Genomic DNA, 21,794 nt, shown 5'->3' on the forward strand with positions numbered 1-21,794 from the left:
GCGGCTGTTGTGTGCCGTTGTGCGCGCGCTTAGGATTCCTTCATGACCACGCTTGCCGCCGACCGCGAAATCGAAAGCCTGATGGCGCTTCACCCGAAGGGCTTCGACCTTTCGCTCGACCGCATTTCGCGGCTGCTCGAACGCCTCGGCAACCCGCAGGACCAGTTGCCGCCGGTCATCCACATCGCCGGCACCAACGGCAAGGGCTCCTGTGCCGCTTTTTCGCGGGCGCTGCTCGAAGCAGCCGACTACCGCGTCCACGTCCACACTTCGCCACACTTAGTGAACTGGCACGAGCGCTACCGGCTAGCCGCCGATGGCGGCGGCAGGCTGGTGGACGACAAGGTCTTCGCCGAAGCCATCGCTCGTGTTGCCGAGGCCAATCAAGGTCAGAAGATCACCGTCTTCGAAATCCTCACCGCCGTCACCTTCCTTTTGTTTTCCGAACATCCGGCCGACGCGGTCATCCTTGAGGTCGGCCTTGGCGGCCGCTTCGACGCCACCAATGTCATCGCCGAGCCGGCGGTGTCGGTGATCATGCCGGTCTCGCTCGACCACGAAGCCTATCTCGGCGACCGTGTCGAACTGATCGCCGCCGAAAAGGCCGGCATCATCAAGCGTGGTTGCCCGGTCGTCATCGGCGCGCAGGAAAGCGAGACGGCGCAGCAGGTGCTTATCGAAACCGCCGAGCGGCTTGACTGTCCCGCCTTCGTCTATGGCCAGGATTTCCTCGCCTATGAGGAAAACGGCCGCATGGTCTATCAGGACGAAGACGGATTGATGGACCTGCCGCCGCCGCGCCTGCCGGGGCGCCACCAATTCGCCAATGCGGCCGCGGCGATCGAGGCCGTCAAGGCGGCGGGCTTCGAGATCAGCCACCGCACTGCCGAGAAGGCGATGGCCAGCGTCGTCTGGCCGGGCCGTATGCAGAAGTTGCCGCAAGGCAAGCTGAGCGAACTGGCACCGAAGGGCGCCGACATCTGGCTCGACGGCGGCCATAATCCCGGCGCCGGCGTGGTCGTCGCCGAGGCGCTGGCCGAGCAGGAGGAAAAGAACCCGCGTCCGCTGTTCCTGATCTCGGGCATGATCAACACCAAGGACCAGAGCGGCTATTTCCGTGCCTTCAAAGGGCTGGTCCGGCATGTCTACACCGTGCCGGTGAGCCTGAGCGAGGCCGGAGTTCCGAATGACGAACTGGCGACCCGCGCCACCGAGGCCGGGCTGTCAGCCGAGCCGGTGAGTTCCGTCGCCAATGCACTGATGCTGCTGCGCGATACATGGGACGGACCGCCGCCGCGCATCCTGATCGGCGGATCGCTTTACCTTGCCGGCGCGGTACTGGCCGAAAACGGCACGCCGCCGACCTGAGGCGTGCATTCGCCCGGGCCGCGATGACACCAGACCTATCAGACCACCGCGAGGAGCCAGTCATGATCAAGGTAAAGCAGCTTGCTCACGTGTGCATTTTCGCGAATGACCTGGAAGTGACGCGAAGCTTCTATCGGGACGTCCTCGGCATGGACACCCAGTTCAATTTCCTGCGCGACGGGAAGATTTTCGGTTTTTACCTCAATTGCGACAGCCGTAGTCACGTCGAGGTGTTCCAGAAAGACCATGCGAGTTATAGCGACTTGAACCAGATCAACCATTTTTGCCTCGAAGTGGAAAACATCGACGCCGCAATCGCCCATGTGCGGTCGAAGAGCGTTGAAATCACTTCAAAAAAACGCGCGTGCGATGACACGTACCAGGCTTGGATTCGCGACCCTAACGGCGTGAAGATAGAACTGTTCGAATATACGGAAGAAAGTGCGCAATTCGTCGGAGGCGATCGTATCGCGGATTGGTGATCGCGCCTTGCCGGACGCTTATGGCGGCGCAGCCTACACGTTGGTGGATTACTTCAGCTCGACCTCGATGAAGGCGAATTCGCCATCGTTTGTGCTGATGACGTCATGTTCGACGCCCTCGTTGCGGAAATAGGGCGCACCCTTCTTCATTTCGGCGAAGGATTCGCCGTCCTTGGTCAGGAGCTTCACCTTGCCGTCGGTCAGTGGCACGATCACGTAGTCGTGGCCGTGGCGGTGCCAGCCGGTGTTGTCGCCCGGGGCGAAGCGGTATTCGGTGACGATGACGCGCTCATTGTCGATGAAGACGGTGGCCTTGGCGGATCCGGTCATGTCGCTTCTCCTGCTTTAAGCCAGACAAGAGCATAAGACGGCAAGTGGCGAGTGCCAGATCTGCGGATCGGTGACGCCAAGAAAAAGCCCGGCGCGAGGCCGGGCTGTTCTGCAAAATTTCAATCGGATCAGGCGAGACTGCCGTTGATCCAGTGCGACAATGCGGTCTTCGGCGCAGCACCGACCTTCATGTCGGCGACTTCGCCGCCCTTGAAGATCATCAGCGTCGGGATCGAGCGCACGCCGAACTGCGCGGCCAGCTCAGGATTCTCGTCGATGTTGAGCTTGGCAATCTTCACCTTGCTGCCGAGTTCGATGGCGATGTCCTCGAGCGCCGGGGCGATCATCTTGCACGGGCCGCACCACTCCGCCCAGAAATCGACCACGACGGGCTCCTTGGCGTCGAGCACGTCGGCCTGGAAATTGCTCTTGTCGACCTTGACGGTGGCCATGCTGAGATCCTTTCGATTTTTTCGTCGCACCAAATGTGGTGGTGATCGCGTCTTTCTTCAAGCAGGTGTTGTGTCACGCTCCCGTGAGTCGAGCAAGGGCACCGTCCATGGCTGCCGCCGGCAGCTCGATCAGCCGCGGCGCCTCAGTGAACAGCAGCGCCGCCGAGACCTCGCATCCCGGATAGAGCGGCTGAAGCAGCGCGCGATAGAGTGCGAGCTGCAGAATATAGGCGGGCGGTACTTCGGAGAGCATCGCCGGTGCTGGCCGGTTGGTCTTGTAGTCGACGATCGACACGCTGCCGGGCGTTACCGCCAGCCGGTCGATTTTGCCGGAGATCGAACGTAGTTTTCCCCGCACCTCCAGGCTGCCCATGATGGCGACCTCGGCACGCGAGTTTGGTGCAAACAGCGGCGCGAAGCGGCTGTCGGCAAGAATTCTGGAAACCGCGGCCAAGGCTTTTTCGCGCTCGTCTTCCGGCCATTCCGCGCCGGCGTGCGCCAGGTAGCGTTCGGCAGCATTCCGGTGTTCGCCCGCGGCGATGCCGGGCAGCATCTGCAGCAATTTGTGCAGCGCCAATCCGCGCATAACGGCAAAGCCGGGCTCGGCCTCGGCATCCAGCACCGGCGAACGCGTGTCGACTACGGCTTGCCTCGCTTCGTCGATCAGCACCGAGGCGCCGGATGGCGACAACGGCCGCGGCAGCTCCTCGAAGGGCGGCAGGGGCTGGAACAGGGTTTTCGGCAAAGGAGCGGCGCGTTCCACCTGCCGTGCTTCATCCACTGCCGCCAGTGGCATGGGCGGCAGCTTCGTCACCTGAAAGCGGTGCACGGCTTCGGCGGTAGCGGGGTGCCGTCGTTCCTCGCTTTCGGCTGCGCCGACCAGCGCGCGGCTGACGATCGAATGCCAGGTGCCGGTGTTCGGCGCCCGCTTGCCATGGTAGCCGCAGACGATCAGCCGATCCTCGGCGCGGGTCATGCCGACATAGAGCAGCCTGCGGTATTCGTCGTCGGCGAGCTCGCGAGCGCGGGTCGATGCGGCGCGTGAAAATACATTGGCAACATCGCTGGCCGAACGCCAGAGATAGCCCTTGCCATCCCAGCAGTCGCCCGAGCCTTCGAACGGCATCAATCTCGGCAAATGCTGGTCGCTGAACGGCGCGGAGCCGCCATCGACCAGGAATACCACCGGCGCTTCCAGGCCTTTGGCGGCATGAACGGTCATGACGCGAACCTCGTCGCGGGTCTGGTCCATCTCGCGCTTGATCTCGGGGCCGGCGTTTTCCAGCGTCGACAGGAAGGATTCCAGTCCGGGCAGGCCGGTCCGCTCCTCGGCCAGGCAGAAATTGAGGAATTCGTCGAGGATATCGCCGGCCTCCGGCCCGAGCCGCGCGATCATCTTCTTGCGCAGGCCGTCGCGGGCGAGAGCTCCGGCATAAAATTCGAACACCGGCTTGAATGCGGCTTCGTTCGACCATGTGTCGAGCCGGCTGACGACGGCGGCCAAGGTCTCGCTTTCGCCGGCATGCCGGCGCAGCGAAGCGATCAACGAGACAGCGGGCGGCCTCTCGGAAGCGAGGGCGAAAAGCATCTCTTCCGAGATATCGAAGATCGGGCTGCGCAGCACGGCGGCGAGCGACAAATCATCTTCGGGCTGGATGAGAAAATGGCCGAGTGCGATCAGGTCCTTCACCGCGATGTGTCCGGGCAGGCTGAGCCGGTCGGCGCCGGCCACCGGAATGTCGCGGCGCTTCAGTCCCCGCGTCAGCGCATGGACGAAGCGGTCGCGCTTGCGCACCAGCACCAGCACATTGCCGGGCCGAAGTTTCTTGCCGCGGCCTTCGATGACCTCACCGCTGCCGATCCAGCCGGCAATGGTTGCTGCGACGTTTTCGGCAACGCGCACCGCCGGCGCGTGGGCATGGTCGACCGCTTGCGTCCAGTCGTCGGGTTCGTCGACGACATCTGCGCCGATCGACGGCCAGACCTCGACGTAACCCGACGCATCGGTGCGGATCGCCTTATGGTCGAGCGGATCGGGATCATGGCTGATGCCGCGCCGCACGATCGGATCGACAAAGACGCGATCCACCGCCGCAAGCACGTCGTCGGTCGAGCGGAACGACCAGGTAAGCTTGAGATCGGCGAAGGCGGCGTCGGCACCACGAACTTTGCCGGCAAACAAAAGCCGGCTGTCGGCAAACGAATCCGGGGCGGCACCCTGGAAGGAATAGATCGACTGCTTTTCGTCACCGACGGCAAAGATCGTACGGTGGACGGCGTCGCGCGCGCCGAGCCCGGCAAAGAACTCCTCCGCCAGCCGCTTGACCACCTCCCACTGGTCGGGACTGGTGTCCTGCGCCTCGTCGAGCAGGATGTGGTCGATCCCTTGGTCGAGCTTGTATTGCACCCATGGGCCGGCATCGGGCCGTGCCAGCAGGTTGACGGTGCGGGTGATCAGGTCGTTGAAGTCGAGAAAGCCGCGGGCGCGCTTCAACTGCTCGTAGCGGGCGATCAGCCAGTCGGCGATGGTCAGCGCCGCACGCGTGCCTTCCAGCATCCTGAACAAGGCCAGCCGGTCGGAGATTTCGAGAACGGCGTCGACCGCCGCCAGATAGCGTTCGGCAAGATCGGGCAGCCGGTCGAGCAGCGCCTTCTTGAACGTCTTTGCCGGATCATAGGGCTCGCCGTCGGCCCTCAGGAAAGCCTTGGCAAGCAGATGCAGACGTCGGACGGCGTCATCCTCCGCGAAGGCAAGACGGGCGTAGGGCAGCAGATTGTTCAGCACGATGCGCGCATCGGCGGCCTCGGCCGCCCGGGAAAAGGTGACGAGATAATCCGGCAGGAAGCCGGGCAGCGGCCAGACCGCGGCGGCTATGCCTTCGGCGGTCTGGCCGGTGCGGAAGTGGAACTCATCGCACAGCGGCTGAAAACCATCGCCGCCGGCCGCGACGATGAAGGCGCGCAAACCGTCGCGCTTGCGCACAATCTCGGACAGCAGTGCGTCGAGCCCATGTTCGCCACCGCGCTCCAGCACGGTGGCAAAAGCCTCGGCCAATGCTGCGTCGCCTGCAACGCCGCCCGAAATCATGTCGCGGCGGGCAGCGGCGAACAGCGAAGCCTCCATTTGCGGATCGAGCATTTCGAAATGCGCGGGGATGTTGGCTTCCAGCGGGAACTGATGCAGCACCGATTCGCAGAAGGCGTGGATGGTCTGGATCTTCAGCCCGCCCGGTGTTTCCAGCGCCTCGGCAAACAGCCGTCGCGCCCGGCGCATGGTCTCGCGATCGGGCTGGCGGCCGTCCAGCGCCTCTATCCGTGCCGAGAGCTCGGCGTCGCCAAGTGCCGTCCAATGCGACAGGGTCGAAAACACCCGGTTCGACATGTTGGCGGCGGCGGCACGCGTATAGGTCAGGCACAGGATCTTGGACGGATCGGTGCCGCGCAGCAGCAGCCGGATGACGCGCTGGGCGAGCACATGGGTCTTGCCCGATCCGGCATTGGCCGACACCCAGGCGGAATTTTGCGGATCGGAGGCGCTCGCCTGGCTGGCGGCGGTGTCACTCGGGATGGGATAGGCCTTCTTCATGCCTCCCCTCCCTCGTCGTCGGCGTCGCCGCCGGCGGACCATTCGAGCACGCGGGCGAGATGGTCGTAGTCGCCGTCGGTCTCGCCCTCGCGGAACGGCAACGCCCGCGACAAATAGCCGGTCGTCGGGTCGGCATAGTGGATCAGCAGTTTTTCCAACCGCGCCCACGCCTCTTCGGCGAGATCGGCAGCGGTTCGCGGCTTGCGGTTGTGTTCGAGGATCGATTCCTCGAACACCTCGCCATTCGGCCTCAGCCGCACGAAGGCCAGTTGCGACGGCTCGCGTGCGCCAAGCTCCTTGAAGGCGCCGCGCCGCAGCAATGCGCCCTCCAGCGCGAGCTGCGGCGACAATAGCGTGTGCGCCTGCGCCTTGGATGGCGAGGAGCCGGTCTTGTAATCGAGAATGTCGGCCATGCCGCCGGCCAGCAGATCGATACGATCGGCATAGCCGGACAGGGTCACGCCGGATCGGCCGACGCCGGTCTTTTCGGCGCGTTCCTCGGCGTGCCGCCGTGCCACCGCTGCGGCCCGGCCGCGCTCCCATTCGATGATGCCGGTGGCAAGCTTTTCGAAGCGTGGCCACCACACCGCCTCGACATCGGCCGGCAGGGCCGCCTCGGCAAAGCAGGAGCGCCCGGCGGCGATAAGCCCATCCAGCGCCTCCGGCGTGCGCGGGTCGGCCACCCTCGCTGAGAAGAGGTGCAGAATGGCGTGAAACAGCGTGCCGCGCTCGGCAGCGCCCGGATCGCGAACGACCGGATCGAGCGGCATCAGGCGGAGGATCCTTTTGGCGTAGACGGCATAAGGATCGCGCCGTAGCGTTTCGATCTCGGTGACCGAGAAATGGTGCGGCCGCACGGCGAGCGGCGGTTTCGGCTGCGGCCGCGGCGCAAAATCCTGCTTTTCGCCGGCATCGAGTGCCCGTGCCCAGGCAAGCAGTTCATCGCCGCGCCGACGAAGTGCCGCAGCGTGCTCCTCGCCGACGAAGGTAAGGATACGCTGCAGCCAGCGCGACGGCACCGACGGTGCGTCGCCGGAGCGGGCGGAGCGCGCCAGCACCACGTTTTTCGCGCCCATCGCCATCTGGAAATCATGGGCGGCAAGGCCGATGCGCCGTTCGGGTGGTTCGAGATCGATGCCGGTCTTCATCAGCCGCGACATGAAGCGGTCACTCTCCGGCTTGCGCGGCCACACGCCTTCGTTGAGCCCGCCGACGACCAGCGTATCGACGTCCTGAAGCCGCGCTTCCAGCACGCCCCAGATGGCGATGTTCCTGTCGGTGCCCTGCGCCGGCTTGACCGTTTCGGGCGCGATCAGCGCCTCCATCACATCAGGCCATTCGTCCGCCGCGAAGGAGAACCATGCCGACGCGGCGACCAGCCCGCGCAGCAACTCCGCCAGCTTTTCGCCCGCATCGCCGGCATAGAGCTCGCTCAGGCTTTCATCGGCAGCACGGCCGAGGCTTTCGAGCGCGACGACGCTGGCCCGGACAAGCGTGGCAAGATCGGCATTCTCCTCGCCGCGAAAGGCATGCAGCGGCGCCAGTGCAGCAGTTAGTCGGATCAGAAGATCGCGGGCTTGTTCGATGCGCCTGACCGAGCGCCGCGGCCGCCAGAAGGGTCGGCGGCGAGGGCCGCCGTCGTCGAATTCGAGGAGCCGGGCATCGAAGAGTTGCGGCAGCGACGCGACATCCGGGCGCCCGGTGCCGCCACGCAGCGCCACCAGTTCGACGATTTCGGCCGCATGGCGGACGCTTGCCCGCTCCAAACCGAGGCCGAGCAGGGGGTGCTTGAGCAGCGACAGCAAGGCGACCGGGTCGCCCGGACGGAACGCCGCTTGAAGCGCCAGCCTGAGCCGGCCGGCGGCTGGCGGGTTGATGAGCGGCGTACCGCCGGCATCGTCGGCGGCCCCGCCGAACCGCACCAGCGCGACGGCGCCGCGCCCCGCCCGCGCGCGGTCGCCGGTGACGAGTGCGGCGCGCCGGCCGGGCCGTTCGACGGCCTGTTTGAGCGCGACGGCGATCGCCACGGCTTCGTCGCGTTCGCTGGCAGCTTCGAGAAGCGTCACACCGGCGAAGGCCTCGGCAATGTCGCCGGCGGTGAAGCGGGCGCGCGTCTCGGCCCAGAGTTCGGTGGTTTCCGCCGGCCGCAGGGCCTCGCCGACAAGTGCGGCGCGCAGCGTAAGCGGCCGCGGCGCAACAGCAATCTCGTCGACATCGGCGCGCAGCACGCCGATCTTGCCGATCAACTTTGCCAGACCGTATTGCGGGTGGCCAAGCAAGGCCGGGCGCACACCCGGTGCGGTAATCGCGGCAAAGGACGGTTCGTCCAGCGTCCGGTCGAGGCCGGGCAGCACGACGGCGCCATTGGGCAAACCGGCGATCGCGGCAAGCAGCTCGGCCGTGGCGGGGATAGACCCGGTGGAACCGGCGGCGATCACCGGTCCGGCGGGCGGATTGCGCTTCAGCCGCGCCGCCTCCAGCCTTATCAGGGCATTGCGATGCGCGGCCGGATTGGAGCGATGGCGTTCCTCGAGGAGCTTCGGCCAGTTCTCGGTCACGATGGTCAGGAAATCGAGCGTCACCTGCCACCAGCCTGCCAGGTTGCCGGTTACAAGATCGGCGAGCCTCGCCCAATCCGTGCCTTCGGTCTCGATCTCATCCATCAGGCGTGCAAGGTCGCGCGCCAGCCAGATGGCGTCGGCCGCCGAAGCCGGGATGACGATCTCCTCGTCGAACAATGCCGCGACATGTGCCGGCAGGCGGCGTTTCCACGCCCGCACCAGCGGCGCAAGCAGCAACAGGCGCTCGACCGCGGCGATCGGCGGCGCAAGGTCGATGGCGGCGGAAGCTCCTGCCTCGAAGGCGGCTTCATCTTCATCGAACTCACCAAGTGGGCGGATGACCGGCAGGATCGCCGAGCGGCTTCCCGATCGCGAGAGAGCATCGACGAAGACGCCGCGAAGCGCTCGCGCGGCACGGCGTGTCGGCACGTAGATGGTGAGATCGGCCAGCACCAGCGGATCGCCATCATGGGCAAAACCGGGAACAAGGCGCCCTGCAAGCAGCGCCTCGGCCAGCGTCGGCAGGAACGGCGCTCCAGGCGGGATCGAGAAAACGCGGCGGGAGCCGCTCATTTCGACTCGGTAAGAGCGCCGGGTGCCTCAGCAAGAGCATCGGGCGACCCGGCAAGCGCGGCGGCGACCACTGCTTCCGCCCGCGGGATCGCGTCAGGCGTGCCGACAGTGATCCAATGGCCACGCATCGTCATACCGAACAGGTGGCCGGCGGCGATGGCCGCATCGAAATAGGCGTTGAGCGACAGCGGGCCGGCCGGCGCATCCTTGAAGATGCGCGGATGGACGATTGCCGCGCCGGCATAGATCAGGCCGGCGGGATCGTTGTTCGCACGCCGCAAGGCGCCGCCCGACGCCATCAGGAAATCGGTGCCGCCGCTATGTCCGGTTGCTGACTGGAGATCCGCAAGCATCAGCAGAATGTCCATTGTCGCGCCCTTCCATGCAAGGGCAAGACGCCTGAGATTGGAAACGCCGCTGTCGATCCAGAAGGTGTCGGCATTGAGCACATAGAAGGGTGCCCGCAAACTGGGCAGTGCCTTGACGATACCACCGGCGGAGTCGAGCAGGCCGCTGCTCTCATCAGATATGATAATTTTCGGCACGCTGCGCTTGGCAACATGGTCCACGATCTGTTGCGGCAGGTAATGGACGTTGACGACGGCCTTGGCGACGCCTGCCTCGGCAAGGCTGTCCAGCCCCCAGTCGAGCAATGCCTTGCCGGCGACCTTGATGAGCGGCTTCGGCATCGTCTCGGTTATCGGCCGCATGCGCTTGCCGAGCCCGGCGGCGAGCACCATGGCGGTCGTGGGCATCGGTCCCTCGTCCGACGCCTTCAGGCCCAAATCCTTAGTCGTCAAATCGACCGTTCCTCCAGCAAGCCGTGGGCGATGTAGAAATCCTGCAGCCCGGCCAGCGCCGGCTGCGCCAGCGCCCGGCGAAGATAATCGCGGATGCGCGGCAGGTGCTTCAGATAATAAGGCTTGCCGTCGCGTTTTTCGAGCCGCACGAAGATGCCGAGTATCTTGGAATTGCGCTGTGCGGCCATGATTGCATAGGTTTCGAGGAATTCGTCTTCGTCGAAGACGCCGGCCGCGCGTCGCGCGGCGATATAGGCGGCGAGCGTGTGCTTTTCGATTTCAGGTGAGATGGTGACGCGCGCGTCCATGGCGAGCGAGGCGACGTCGTAGGCGGACGGACCGATCAGCGCATCCTGGATATCGACGACGCCGAGGCGATCGTGACCGGAACGTTCACCACGCCAGATCAGGTTGGGCGAATGAAAGTCGCGCAGCATCAGTGTGTATTCGCGCTCCTTGAGTCGGTCGAGCACCGCATTCCATTCACTGCGATAGCCGGTGCGCAACGCCTCGCTTGGCGGAGCGCCTGATATCGCCGGCACGTACCAGTCGACCAGCAATTCGGCCTCGATCATCATAGCGTCGCGGTCGAAAGGCGGCACCTCGTGGAAGGCGCCGGGGCCGGCCTGCATGCGGGCGGGCCATGTTTTGCCGTGCATCATGGCAAGCAGTTCGGCCGCCGCCGCATAACGCTCAGCCACCGGCTGGCCGCGCTTGCCGAGAAACCCTTGGGAACCGAGATGTTCCAGCAGAAGAAAACCCTGGTCGAGATCCTGGGCATGAATTTCCGGGACGCTGACGCCACCGGCCCGCAAGGCCCGGTCGATGGCGACGAAAGCCGAAACGGATTGCGCGGTGTGAGCGATCTCGGCATAGGGTTTGCCGTCGCGGACTGGCGGTCCGAGCACCAGCCTTGGCGAGTTCATCAGCACGCGTGGCGGAAATCCGGCAAGCGTGACGATCTCGTAAGAGCGGGCCGAGGCATCACCGATGAAATATCGCCGCTGCGCTTCGCCCCAACCGGCCTGCCCGAGAAAATCCCGCATGGCCAGCGATCGCGCCGCGCGCTCGAAGGCGGCGCCCTGTCCCGACAGTCTCGCCAGGCGGCCGTCGCCCTGCTGGAGGAGTTCGACCAGCACCGAAGTTTTCGGCAAATATGCCTCTGCCCGCTCCGGCCATTCGACCAGCGCAGCGCCTTGCGTCAGCGCCTCGTCGAAACCCAGCTCGTCCAGCTCGGATGCCGTGCCCAGCCGGTAAAGGTCGAAATGATGGACCGGCACACGCGTGTCGTAGCTCTGGACCAGCGTGAAGGTCGGGCTCGGCACGTCGAGGCCGGCATCGTCGGCCAGTGCCCTGATCAGCGCCCGCGCCAGGGTCGACTTGCCGGCGCCGAGATCGCCCTTGAGGGCCAGCACGTCGCCGAGGCGCAGCGACATGGCGAGATCCTCGCCAAGCCTTGCCGTCGCAGCCTCGTCGGCGAGAAAACGCTCCAGCACCAATACCGCCATCGAACGCGCTACTCGGCCGCCGCGCGGATGCCGGACGGCGTGTCGGGAAAGGCGCAAATAACCGTGGTGCCCTTATCCCTGCCTGTCTCGATGCGGACGCTGCCGCCATGCAGTTCGACAAAGCTCTTGACGATCGACAGGCCGAGCCCGGCGCCACGGCGGCGACCGCCATTGGTGCGCGGCTCGAAGCGCCGGAACACCGAGTCAAGCAGGTCCGGCGGCATGCCGGGGCCGTCATCGTGAACGGAAAATTCCACGCCGTCGGCAAGTTGGCGGCAGGCGAGCGTTATGGTGCTCGCCTCCGGTGCGTAATTGGCGGCATTGCTGAGCAGATTGTAGAGGATCTGGCGGATGCGGATCTCGTCGCCGTGGAAGGTTTTCGGCGCGGCCGCCGCGTCGATCCTAAGCTTGATCGCATGTTCCTCCAGCCGGTCGGCGACCAGTTCGGCGGCGGCTGTAATGGTTCGATCGATGTGAACTTCGGAAATGTCGAGTTCCATGATTCCGGCATCCACCGTCGCCAGATCGAGGATGTCGTTGACGATGGTGAGCAGGACCGAGGAGGACGAGCCGACATGCCCGACATATTCGCGTTGCTTCTGATTCAACGGGCCAGTCGACGGCAGTGAAAGAAGCTCGGTAAAGCCGATGATGTTGGTGAGTGGCGAGCGCAGCTCATAGGAGACGTGCTGCACGAACTCGTTCTTGATCTGGTCGGACTTTTCCAGCGCCTCGTTCTTGTCCTTCAGCGCCCGCTCGACATTGACGCTGTCGGTAACGTCGACGAAGGTCATCATCACCTGGCCGTTGGGCAAAGGGATTGCCGCGTAGCGCAAAACAGTGCCGTTGTTCAATTCGGTCTGGCCGTGACGGTCGCGGCGCTCGTCGTCGAAGCCGGTGATGGCGGCAACGAACCCGCCCCACGGACTGTCGACGGCACGGCGGTCGCAAAGGTCGCGGATCGTCGAGACATGGACGTTGGGTTTTGAGGCATCGGCATCCAGCCCCCACAGTGCGGCAAAAGCCGGGTTCGACAATCTCAGCCTGCCGTCGGGGCCGAACACAGCGACGCCTTCGGCGAGGTTGTCGAGCGTCTCGCCCTGGACCCGTACCGCGGTCTGGTAGCGGCTTTCAAGGTCCATCTTCTCGGTCAGGTTCTCGAACACCCAGGTCACGCCGCCCTTGGGCTGCGGGTTGGCGACGACGCGAATGGTCTTGCCGTCCGGCAGATGCCACCAATGCTCCTGCGATTCAACCGCGCGGTAAGCGCCGAGCAAGCTCTCTTTCCAGCGCCGCCATTCGGGCTGCTCGGCGATCTTGCCTTCGCTGCGTAGGCGGTCGAGCAGCAAGGCGTTATCCGGCGCGCTGTGCAGGAAGCCGCTGTCGAGGCCCCATAGTTTCTGGAACGCCTGATTGAAAAACCGCAATTTCTCGTCGGTATCGAAAATCGCCACGGCTGTGTTGAGCTGATCGAGCGTATCGGCGTGGCTCTGCACGGTCCGCTCATATTCGCCACGGATGGCCTCGATGGCGCTGATGTCGCAGGCAAGACCAGCCGAACCGTCCGCCCCGGCAAAATCGGTCACGGCAAACCTACGTCGGTCGCCTTCGATCACCGTGGAGAGCGTCTGTTCGAAGACGGGATGCGACTTGTGCTGCGCAGCGATCGTCTCGCGCGCCTGGCCGCCGAGGAATTCCTTGCCATCACGAACCGCCGCTTCGGCATTCACGGCCTCGACCGCTTCGGCATAGGACCGATTGACCCATTTCAGCCGCCCGTCGACGGTGCGCAGCCATGACGGCATCTTGAGCGCATCCAGAAGCCCGATCAGGGTCTCATGGTCGGCGGCGAGGCGCTGGTTCTCGATCTTCAGCCTGGCCTGGCTTCGCTGTGTCTCCGAAAGCGAGACGAAGCGAACCAGCACATGCGCCGCACTCTTGCGGCCATGAACCTCGAGCGGCTGGCCGGCCTGCGATTCGATGACGAGATCGAAGGGCTTTGCCTTTTCCCGCAGTGCCGCCACGGCGTGCTCGAGCGCCGCCGCCGAACGCGGCATCAGCCAGCGGCCGAACGCCAGGAAGGCAGCACGGTCCTCCGGCGCGCCGCTCTCGATCGGCAATGTCCCGACAAGCTCGGGTTTCTTGTTTTCGGCAGCCCATACGACCACGCGCTGGTCGCGGGAATGGAGCAGCGCCTCTGAGCGCTGCAGCGCGGCATTGACGTCGGCGATGCGGGTCCTGAGTTCGGCATTTTCCGCCGAGGTGCGCGCCCTTTCGCGGATCAGAACGATGGCCGACAGCAATGCCGCCCCCATGACGCCGACGAACATGGCGAGTTGCATGACCTCGACCGTGCTGACCGACAGCCCGGCTTTTTGCGCCACGCGGGTTTGGGCATGTGCTGCAAAGCCAAGCAGCGGACCAGCCAGCGCCGAAGAAGCAAGCAGCACCCCGACGCGGCTGCCGGCGCGCCATAAAAGGCTGCCGCCCCTGGCAGCGGAGCCTGTGGTCTTCGAATCGTTTCGGCCGCCGGAAACGGCCTGTCCCGCGCAAGGCGGGTTATCCCCCGGCATGTCTTGGTCCTCTTCGCCGCCTGAATGCAAGACCGCCCTGATGCGTGCGCCGGGCCTCGTCCCCGGACCGCGAATCAGCACCATAGCGCTTGCGCGAATCGGCGTGAAGAATCAATCAGCGCAAAAATAAAGCCGGGCGAAAAGTCAATCGCCCGGCTTCAATATCTAGTGGCAAGCGCCGCCGTGGTTAATAGCGGTAGTGTTCCGGCTTGAACGGTCCCTGTGGGGTGACGCCGATATAGGCGGCCTGTTCGCCGGACAGTTCGGTCAGGCGGGCACCGAGCTTGTCGAGATGCAGGCGCGCGACCTTTTCGTCGAGATGCTTCGGCAGGACGTAGACCTGGTTCTGGTACTGGCCGGGCTTGGTGTACAGCTCGATCTGGGCCAACACCTGGTTGGTGAAGGACGCCGACATGACGAAGCTCGGGTGGCCGGTGGCGTTGCCGAGGTTGAGGAGACGGCCTTCCGACAAAAGGATCATCCGCTTGCCGTCCGGGAAGGTGATCATATCGACCTGAGGCTTGATGTTGGTCCACTTCAGGTTGCGCAGCGACGCCACCTGGATCTCGTTGTCGAAGTGACCGATGTTGCCGACGATTACCATATCCTTCATCAGGCGCATGTGGTCGAGGGTAACGACGTCCTTGTTGCCGGTGGTGGTGATGACGATGTCGGCCGTCGGTGCCGCGTCTTCGAGCGTGACCACCTCGAAACCGTCCATCGCCGCCTGCAGCGCGCAGATCGGATCGACCTCGGTGACCTTGACGCGGGCGCCGGCGCCCTTGAGCGAAGCCGACGAACCCTTGCCGACATCGCCATAGCCGCAGACGACGGCGACCTTGCCGGCCATCATCGTGTCGGTGCCGCGGCGAATGCCGTCGACAAGCGATTCCTTGCAGCCATATTTGTTGTCGAATTTCGACTTGGTCACGGAATCATTGACGTTGATCGCCGGAAACGGCAGCAGGCTCTTCTTCTGCAGTTGGTAGAGCCGGTTGACGCCGGTCGTCGTTTCTTCGGTGACGCCGCGGATCGCTTCCTTCTGCTTGGTGAAGAAGCCGGGCGATGCCTGCATGCGCTTCTTGATCTGGGCAAACAGGATCTCTTCCTCTTCGCTGCCCGGATTGGACAGCACATCCTCGCCGGCCTCGGCGCGGGCGCCGATCAGGATGTACATGGTGGCATCGCCACCATCGTCGAGGATCATGTTGGAGGTGCCGCCATCGGCCCACTGGAAGATCTTGTCGGTGTAGACCCAATAGTCCTCGAGCGTCTCGCCCTTGACGGCAAACACCGGAATGCCGGCCTCGGCAATGGCCGCGGCGGCGTGGTCCTGGGTCGAGAAGATGTTGCAGGAAGCCCAGCGGATATCGGCGCCGAGCGCCTTAAGCGTTTCGATCAGCACCGCCGTCTGGATGGTCATATGCAGCGAGCCGGTGATGCGCGCTCCCTTGAGCGGCTTCTTGTCGCCGAATTCCTCGCGGCAGGCCATCAGGCCCGGCATTTCGGTTTCGGCGATCTCGATCTCCTTGCGGCCCCAGCCGGCAAGCGCGATGTCTGCGACCACATAGTCCTTGCTACCCATCATGGCAGTGCTCCGATCAAGAATTGATTGCGGGACGCGCCTGCCCCGAAAGGCGTGTCGAAAGGCGCGAGTTGCCGGCCTGACTAGCAGATCGAGAGTTGGACGACAATGGGATATAAAGAAATCTTTATCCGTGCATGTCTTCGGCGACGACCCGGCGCGAGAGGGCGCCGTCAGCTTTCCTCGCCGAAACGGGAAGCAACCAATTGCTCCAGCGCCTCGATGACCTCTTCGGCCTCCGGGCCGCTGGCGGTGACGCGGATCGAATAGCCGGGGCTCGCCGCCAACATCATCAGGCCCATGATCGAGGTGCCGCCGACCTTGACGCCGTCCTTCTCGACCTGGACCGTGGCATTGAAGCCGCTGGCAATTTGAACGAACTTGGCCGAGGCGCGCGCATGCAGGCCGCGCTGATTAACAATCGGAAAGTCGCGAACGATCTTGTCCTTTTCCGGCAACAGTGCGCTCATTTGCTGCTCAGGAGCTGACTGGCGACATTGATGTATTTGCGGCCGGCAGCCTGTGCCTCATCCAGCGCGGCCGTCATGTTGTCGCCTTTGCGAACGCTGGACAGCTTGATCAGCATCGGCAGGTTCATGCCGGCAATGACCTCGATGCGGCCGGATTCCATCACCGAAATGGCGAGGTTGGAGGGCGTGCCACCGAACATGTCGGTCAAAACGATGACGCCCGATCCCGTATCGACCCGCCCGACCGCGTCGATAATGTCGCGGCGGCGCTGTTCCATATCGTCGTCGGCACCGATCGCCACGGTCTCGAAATTGTCTTGTGGCCCAACGACGTGTTCCACGGCATGGCGGAACTCGGCGGCCAGTTGACCGTGCGTTACAAGCACGAGTCCGATCATTCTTTGGTGGCTCCCGTCATCGCCGCTTCACAGGCGCATTTTATGCTCGCCGACCATCCCAGGTGGCGGGAGCGCTATCTTGTCGACGCAAGGCCCGTTGACAAGCCCAAAATTGCGCCGGCCCAAGCCAATTTGACGCATTGCAGCAAAAAATCGAGATTGGATCACAGGAAAGGCGCAATCGACAGGCGCGACATCACTGCCGACAGGGCCGCCGCGACGTTGCGCCCGGCAAGATCGATGCGCGGCACTGGAACGCCAGCTATGATCTCTGTCAAATCTTCCTGGAAGCGGACCATCTTGCCGGCCGGCACCAGTCGGACAACGAGGTCGATCACGCAGCCCGGCTCAAACGGTATCGGTTTTGGGCCGAATCCCGGCACTTCGACGAGGCCGGCGATGCTGGCAGGCGCGCGGCAGACCAGCCGCCCTTGGCGAACGGCGGCATAGAGCTGGTCATCGCCGATCAGCCGGGAAAACAACCCGCGCTGTCTACAATGATCGATCAAGGTGAGCGCCAGCGTAGTCTTGCCCAAGCCGGACGGTCCGGTGATGAGAATGCCGCGATCACCGATGAGGATCGCAGTGCCGTGAATGTTTTCAGGCTGCACAATTTGACCAGGCGTGATTGGAATTCATGTGTCAGCCTTCGGCCGGCAGCGTCACCACGAAGCGCGCGCCCTTGATCTCGCCGGGCTTGGTGCCCGGGATGTTCTCGGCGCTCAGCGTGCCGCCATGCGCTTCGACGATCTGCCGGCTGATCGACAGGCCAAGGCCCGAGTTCTGGCCGAACGCCTCACCGGCCGGCCGGTCGGTATAGAACCGCTCGAAAATGCGATCGATGTTGTCGGCCCGGATGCCGGGGCCGTTGTCGTCGATGGTGACGATATTGAACTTGCCGGCGCGCGCCAGCGATATGGTGATGTGGCCACGTTCTTCGGGAACGAACGAGCGGGCGTTCTCGATCAAATTGGTGATCACCTGGCCGATCCTCAGATCATGGCCGACGACGAAGTAGCCTTTCACGCCCTGCGACAGTTTGGCGACCTTGAATTCGATCTCGACCGCCTTCTTGTTGCGCGTCGCCTCGCGCGAGACGGCGACCAGATCGGTGATGAACTTCTTCAGGTCGACGGTTCCCGCGTCTTCCCGCGCGAGCTCGGCATCAAGACGGGAGGCATCGGAAATATCGGTGATCAGGCGGTCCAGCCGCCTCACATCGTGCTGGATGATGTCCATCAGCCGGCTGCGCGAATTGTCGTTCTTGGCCAGCGGCAATGTCTCCACCGCGCTGCGCAGCGAGGTGAGCGGGTTCTTCAACTCGTGCGAGACATCCGCGGCAAAACTTTCGATCGCCTCGATGCGGGCGTAGAGCGCATTGGTCATGTCGCGCACGGCGATCGACAGATTGCCGATCTCGTCCTGCCGATCGGAGAAGTCGGGGATTTCCTCGCGGTTCTTGACACCGCGGCGAACCCTGACGGCTGCCGCGGAAAGCCGGCGCAGCGGATTGGCGATGGTGGAGGCCAGCAGCATCGACAGGATGGCGGTAACCAGGGCGGCGATGCCGAACACGCGCAGGATCGCCTTGCGCTCGGCCGCGACGATCTTGTCGATGTCGCCGCCTTCGGTCGACAGCATCAGCACGCCGAGAACGGCACGGAAGCGCTGGATCGGCACCGCCACAGAAACGATCTGCTCGCCCTGCTCCGAGATCCGCACGATAGTCGACGGACTGCCGGTAAGCGCCTTGACCACTTCCGGAAACGCGGCGCCGTTGCCACCCGGCTGCTCGCGATAGACGGGCAGCTGCTTGTTGCGGAAGAAATCGAAGACGAATTTCTGGATGCGCTCCAGAAGGTCGGGCTTTTCCTCTTCGACCGGCGGCAGGTCGTAGCGAAGGATCTGGCCGCGCGAATAGAGATGGCGGGAATCGAGCAGCAGGTTGGCGTCGCGGTCGTAAATGCGGGCGCGCGTCCGCGTCGGCGAGATCAACCGCCTGAGCACCGGCGCCACGCGCTCCGGATTGATCGGGAAATCGAGGTTGTCGAGCTGATCGGAGCCCGGGCCGAGGCTTTCGCCGGCCTGCAACTCGAGCAGCTTCTCCGGATCGATGCTGATCGAATCGGTCTCGACCGTCGCCGATGCGGCGATCGCCCCGGCGATGATCTCGCCCTGGGTCATCAGGCTTTCGACACGGGCGTCGATCAGCCCGTCACGAAAGGTGTTGAGATAGAGAATGCCGGTGACCAGGACAGCAAGGCCGGCAAGGTTGAGAAAGAGGATGCGCCGCGTCAGGCTGGAAAAGATGTGATGGCCGAGAAATCGGCGCATCGGCACCGTGATTTTCGACACGAAGGCGGGCAGAATCCGCGGCGGGCGCCTGGCGGCGCCCGACCGTCTCACTCGCTCTACTTCCACTGCCATCGAATAGCAGCTCCCGCTCGACTCAAGCTTCGCGGAACCGATATCCGACTCCGTAAAGGGTTTCGATCATTTCGAAGTCATCATCGACGGCCTTGAACTTTTTGCGCAGCCGCTTGATGTGACTGTCGATGGTGCGGTCATCGACATAGACCTGCTCATCATAAGCCGAATCCATCAGCGCATCACGGCTTTTTACGACGCCCGGACGCTGGGCCAGCGAATGCAGGATGAGGAACTCGGTGACAGTAAGCGTCACCGGCTCGCCCTTCCAGGTGCAGGTGTGGCGCTCCTGGTCCATGACAAGCTGGCCGCGCTCAAGCGATCGAGCCTGCTGGTTGGGCGCCTTGGCAGCCGCCTCGCGGGTGCTGGCGCGGCGCAGCACGGCGCGGACGCGTTCGACCAGAAGACGCTGCGAGAAGGGTTTGCGGATGAAGTCGTCGGCGCCCATCTTGAGGCCGAACAGTTCATCGATCTCGTCGTCCTTGGAGGTCAGGAAGATCACCGGCAGGTCGGATTTCTGACGCATCCGGCGCAGCAGCTCCATGCCGTCCATGCGCGGCATCTTGATGTCGAGGATGGCGAGGTTCGGCGGGCGCGCCGCCAGCCCCTCCAGCGCCGACGCCCCATCCGTGTAGGTTTCGACCCGATAACCCTCGGATTCGAGGGCGATAGAAACCGAAGTCAGAATGTTGCGATCGTCGTCGACAAGCGCGATTGTTGCCATTTCAAGCGGCTCCCTCATAGCTGTCCCTTCTTTCGTCGAGAAGGGGCTTTTGCAGGACAAATTAGGTACAAAATGTGGCATAGACTCTATCCGCTGTCACGCGCGGCATGCCGGCAGCCACAATTGTACCTCGATATGGATTGGACGAATGAACATCGCCAATCCTTTGGGCAACCACCAATGTTTTCGCACATATAAACGATTTAAACAACTTTCAAAATATTTAAATCGATTAATGATTTGATATCATTCGCCTTTTCTGATTTTGACGTTTTTAGCTCCTGCAATTGGGGTTCCGGAAATTCGCCGGTAAAGACGCGGTAAATCGAAGAAGGGACACCCATGTCGGAAGCCGGCAAACGCAATCCTGCATGCGCAATCGATCGGATCGGCCTGAGAACCACGGGCGTGGTGCGCTATAATTTCGGCGCGGCTGCGCTGTACGAGGAGGCAATCCGCCGCGGCGAGGCCCGACTCACCGCCCATGGCGCGCTTGCCGCCGAAACCGGGCAGCACACCGGCCGCTCGCCCAGGGACAAATTCGTGGTGCGCGACGAAAGCACCGCACCGCATGTGTGGTGGGACAACAACAAGGCGATTTCGCCGGTCCAGTTCGATGCGCTGCTTGGAGATTTTCGCCTCCATGCAGCCGAAAAGGACCTTTATGTACAGGACCTGGTCGGCGGTGCCGACGAGGAACTGAAGCTGCCGACCAGGGTGATCACGGAGCTTGCCTGGCACTCCTTGTTCATCCGCAATCTGCTCATCCGGCCGGCAGCCGCCGAACTCGAGCATTTCGTGCCCGATTTGACGATCATCGACCTGCCGTCGTTCCGCGCCGATCCCGCCCGCCACGGCACGCGCGGCGAAACGGTGATTGCCGTCGATCTTTCGCGCATGATCGTGTTGATCGGGGGCACCTCCTATGCCGGCGAAATGAAGAAGTCGGTGTTCACCGTGCTTAACTATCTGCTGCCGGCAAAAGGCGTGATGCCGATGCATTGCTCGGCCAATGAAGGGCCGGCCGGCGACGCGGCCGTTTTCTTCGGCCTTTCCGGGACCGGCAAGACGACGTTGTCGGCCGACCCGTCGCGGACGCTGATCGGTGATGACGAGCATGGCTGGGGACCGCATGGCATCTTCAATTTCGAAGGCGGCTGCTATGCCAAGACGATCAAGCTTTCCGCCGAAGCCGAGCCGGAGATCTTCGCCACCACCCAGCGCTTCGGCACGGTGCTGGAAAATGTAGCGCTCGACACCGGCCGTGTGCCGGATTTCGACGATGGCGGGCTGACCGAAAACACGCGCTGCGCCTACCCGCTCGACTTCATTCCAAACGCCAGCAAGACGGGGCGCGCCAACCACCCGAAGAACATCATCATGCTGACCGCCGACGCATTCGGCGTGATGCCGCCGATCGCGCGGCTGACCCCGGCGCAGGCCATGTACCATTTCCTCTCCGGCTATACCGCCAAGGTGGCGGGGACCGAGAAGGGCGTGACCGAACCCGAAGCGACATTTTCGACCTGCTTCGGCGCACCGTTCATGCCGCGGCATCCATCGGAATACGGCAATCTGCTGCGCGAGCTTATCGCATGCCACGGTGTCGATTGCTGGCTGGTCAACACCGGCTGGACCGGCGGCGCCTACGGCACCGGCAAACGGATGCCGATCAAGGCAACGCGGGCGCTGCTTGCGGCAGCGCTCGACGGTTCGCTGAAAGCGGCCGACTTCAGGACCGACGCCAATTTCGGGTTTGACGTACCGGTGACGGTTGCCGGCGTCGACCGCACCATTCTCGACCCGAGATCGACCTGGATCGACAAGCCCGCCTATGACCGGCAAGCGGCAAGGCTGGTCGGTATGTTCGTCGACAATTTCGAAAAGTTCGAAGCCCATGTCGACGCCACCGTACTCGGCTCTGCACCACGCATGCAGGTCGCAGCGGAATAGCCCC

At 63.7% G+C, this 21,794-nt stretch carries 16 protein-coding genes; 3 read left to right on the top strand and 13 right to left on the bottom strand.

Annotation, left to right across the window (positions count from 1 at the left end):
• Positions 1–42 precede the first annotated feature (42 nt).
• Complete coding sequence (locus NKJ08_RS00740; RefSeq protein ID WP_352780822.1) at positions 43–1,368, top strand: bifunctional folylpolyglutamate synthase/dihydrofolate synthase; 1,326 nt, start codon at positions 43–45, stop codon at positions 1,366–1,368.
• 62 nt (positions 1,369–1,430) lie between these two features.
• A complete protein-coding gene (locus NKJ08_RS00745; protein WP_352780825.1) occupies positions 1,431–1,850 on the top strand; it encodes a VOC family protein in 420 nt (139 codons plus the stop codon).
• Positions 1,851–1,898: 48 nt separating this feature from the next.
• On the opposite strand, the gene NKJ08_RS00750 is transcribed toward NKJ08_RS00745, so the two are convergent.
• The 13 genes from NKJ08_RS00750 to NKJ08_RS00810 form a co-directional block, all read right to left on the bottom strand.
• A complete protein-coding gene (locus NKJ08_RS00750) occupies positions 1,899–2,180 on the bottom strand; it encodes a cupin domain-containing protein (protein WP_352780828.1) in 282 nt (93 codons plus the stop codon).
• 128 nt (positions 2,181–2,308) lie between these two features.
• Positions 2,309–2,632, bottom strand: coding sequence for a thioredoxin (trxA, locus tag NKJ08_RS00755; RefSeq protein ID WP_352522415.1), 324 nt, complete (start codon positions 2,630–2,632; stop codon positions 2,309–2,311).
• A gap of 73 nt (positions 2,633–2,705) precedes the next feature.
• A complete protein-coding gene (gene addA, locus NKJ08_RS00760; RefSeq protein ID WP_352780831.1) occupies positions 2,706–6,218 on the bottom strand; it encodes a double-strand break repair helicase AddA in 3,513 nt (1,170 codons plus the stop codon).
• Entirely contained in the window at positions 6,215–9,352 is a 3,138-nt protein-coding gene (addB, locus tag NKJ08_RS00765; RefSeq protein WP_352780834.1) for a double-strand break repair protein AddB, read from the bottom strand. Before addB ends, addA begins: the two co-directional genes overlap by 4 nt.
• Entirely contained in the window at positions 9,349–10,107 is a 759-nt protein-coding gene (locus NKJ08_RS00770; RefSeq protein ID WP_352780837.1) for a nucleotidyltransferase family protein, read from the bottom strand. The genes addB and NKJ08_RS00770 overlap by 4 nt, the downstream gene beginning before the upstream one ends.
• 41 nt (positions 10,108–10,148) lie before the next feature.
• Positions 10,149–11,660: a tRNA (adenosine(37)-N6)-threonylcarbamoyltransferase complex ATPase subunit type 1 TsaE gene (gene tsaE, locus NKJ08_RS00775; protein ID WP_352780839.1), complete on the bottom strand. Its 1,512-nt coding sequence runs from the start codon at positions 11,658–11,660 to the stop codon at positions 10,149–10,151.
• An 8-nt stretch (positions 11,661–11,668) separates the two neighbouring features.
• Positions 11,669–14,233 (bottom strand): sensor histidine kinase, encoded by a 2,565-nt coding sequence (locus NKJ08_RS00780; RefSeq protein WP_352780842.1) that lies wholly within the window; start codon positions 14,231–14,233, stop codon positions 11,669–11,671.
• A gap of 187 nt (positions 14,234–14,420) precedes the next feature.
• Positions 14,421–15,821 (bottom strand): adenosylhomocysteinase, encoded by a 1,401-nt coding sequence (gene ahcY / locus NKJ08_RS00785; protein ID WP_352780844.1) that lies wholly within the window; start codon positions 15,819–15,821, stop codon positions 14,421–14,423.
• Between the two features lie 170 nt (positions 15,822–15,991).
• Positions 15,992–16,288, bottom strand: a complete 297-nt coding sequence (locus NKJ08_RS00790; protein WP_352522408.1) for an HPr family phosphocarrier protein — start codon at positions 16,286–16,288, stop codon at positions 15,992–15,994.
• Complete coding sequence (locus NKJ08_RS00795) at positions 16,285–16,686, bottom strand: PTS sugar transporter subunit IIA (protein WP_352522407.1); 402 nt, start codon at positions 16,684–16,686, stop codon at positions 16,285–16,287. Before NKJ08_RS00795 ends, NKJ08_RS00790 begins: the two co-directional genes overlap by 4 nt.
• Before the next feature lie 164 nt (positions 16,687–16,850).
• Entirely contained in the window at positions 16,851–17,297 is a 447-nt protein-coding gene (locus tag NKJ08_RS00800; RefSeq protein WP_352780848.1) for an HPr kinase/phosphorylase, read from the bottom strand.
• A 31-nt stretch (positions 17,298–17,328) separates the two neighbouring features.
• Complete coding sequence (locus NKJ08_RS00805) at positions 17,329–19,113, bottom strand: sensor histidine kinase (protein WP_352780850.1); 1,785 nt, start codon at positions 19,111–19,113, stop codon at positions 17,329–17,331.
• Positions 19,114–19,135: 22 nt separating this feature from the next.
• The gene (locus NKJ08_RS00810) at positions 19,136–19,837 is read right to left on the bottom strand and encodes a response regulator transcription factor (RefSeq protein ID WP_023677547.1); all 702 of its coding nucleotides are present in this window, start codon (positions 19,835–19,837) and stop codon (positions 19,136–19,138) included.
• A gap of 342 nt (positions 19,838–20,179) precedes the next feature.
• Here NKJ08_RS00810 and NKJ08_RS00815 point away from each other — a divergent pair, with 342 nt between their 5' ends.
• A complete protein-coding gene (locus NKJ08_RS00815; RefSeq protein WP_352780853.1) occupies positions 20,180–21,790 on the top strand; it encodes a phosphoenolpyruvate carboxykinase in 1,611 nt (536 codons plus the stop codon).
• Positions 21,791–21,794 lie beyond the last annotated feature (4 nt).

This window comes from Mesorhizobium sp. M0244 (assembly GCF_040321795.1).
GTDB lineage: Bacteria > Pseudomonadota > Alphaproteobacteria > Rhizobiales > Rhizobiaceae > Mesorhizobium.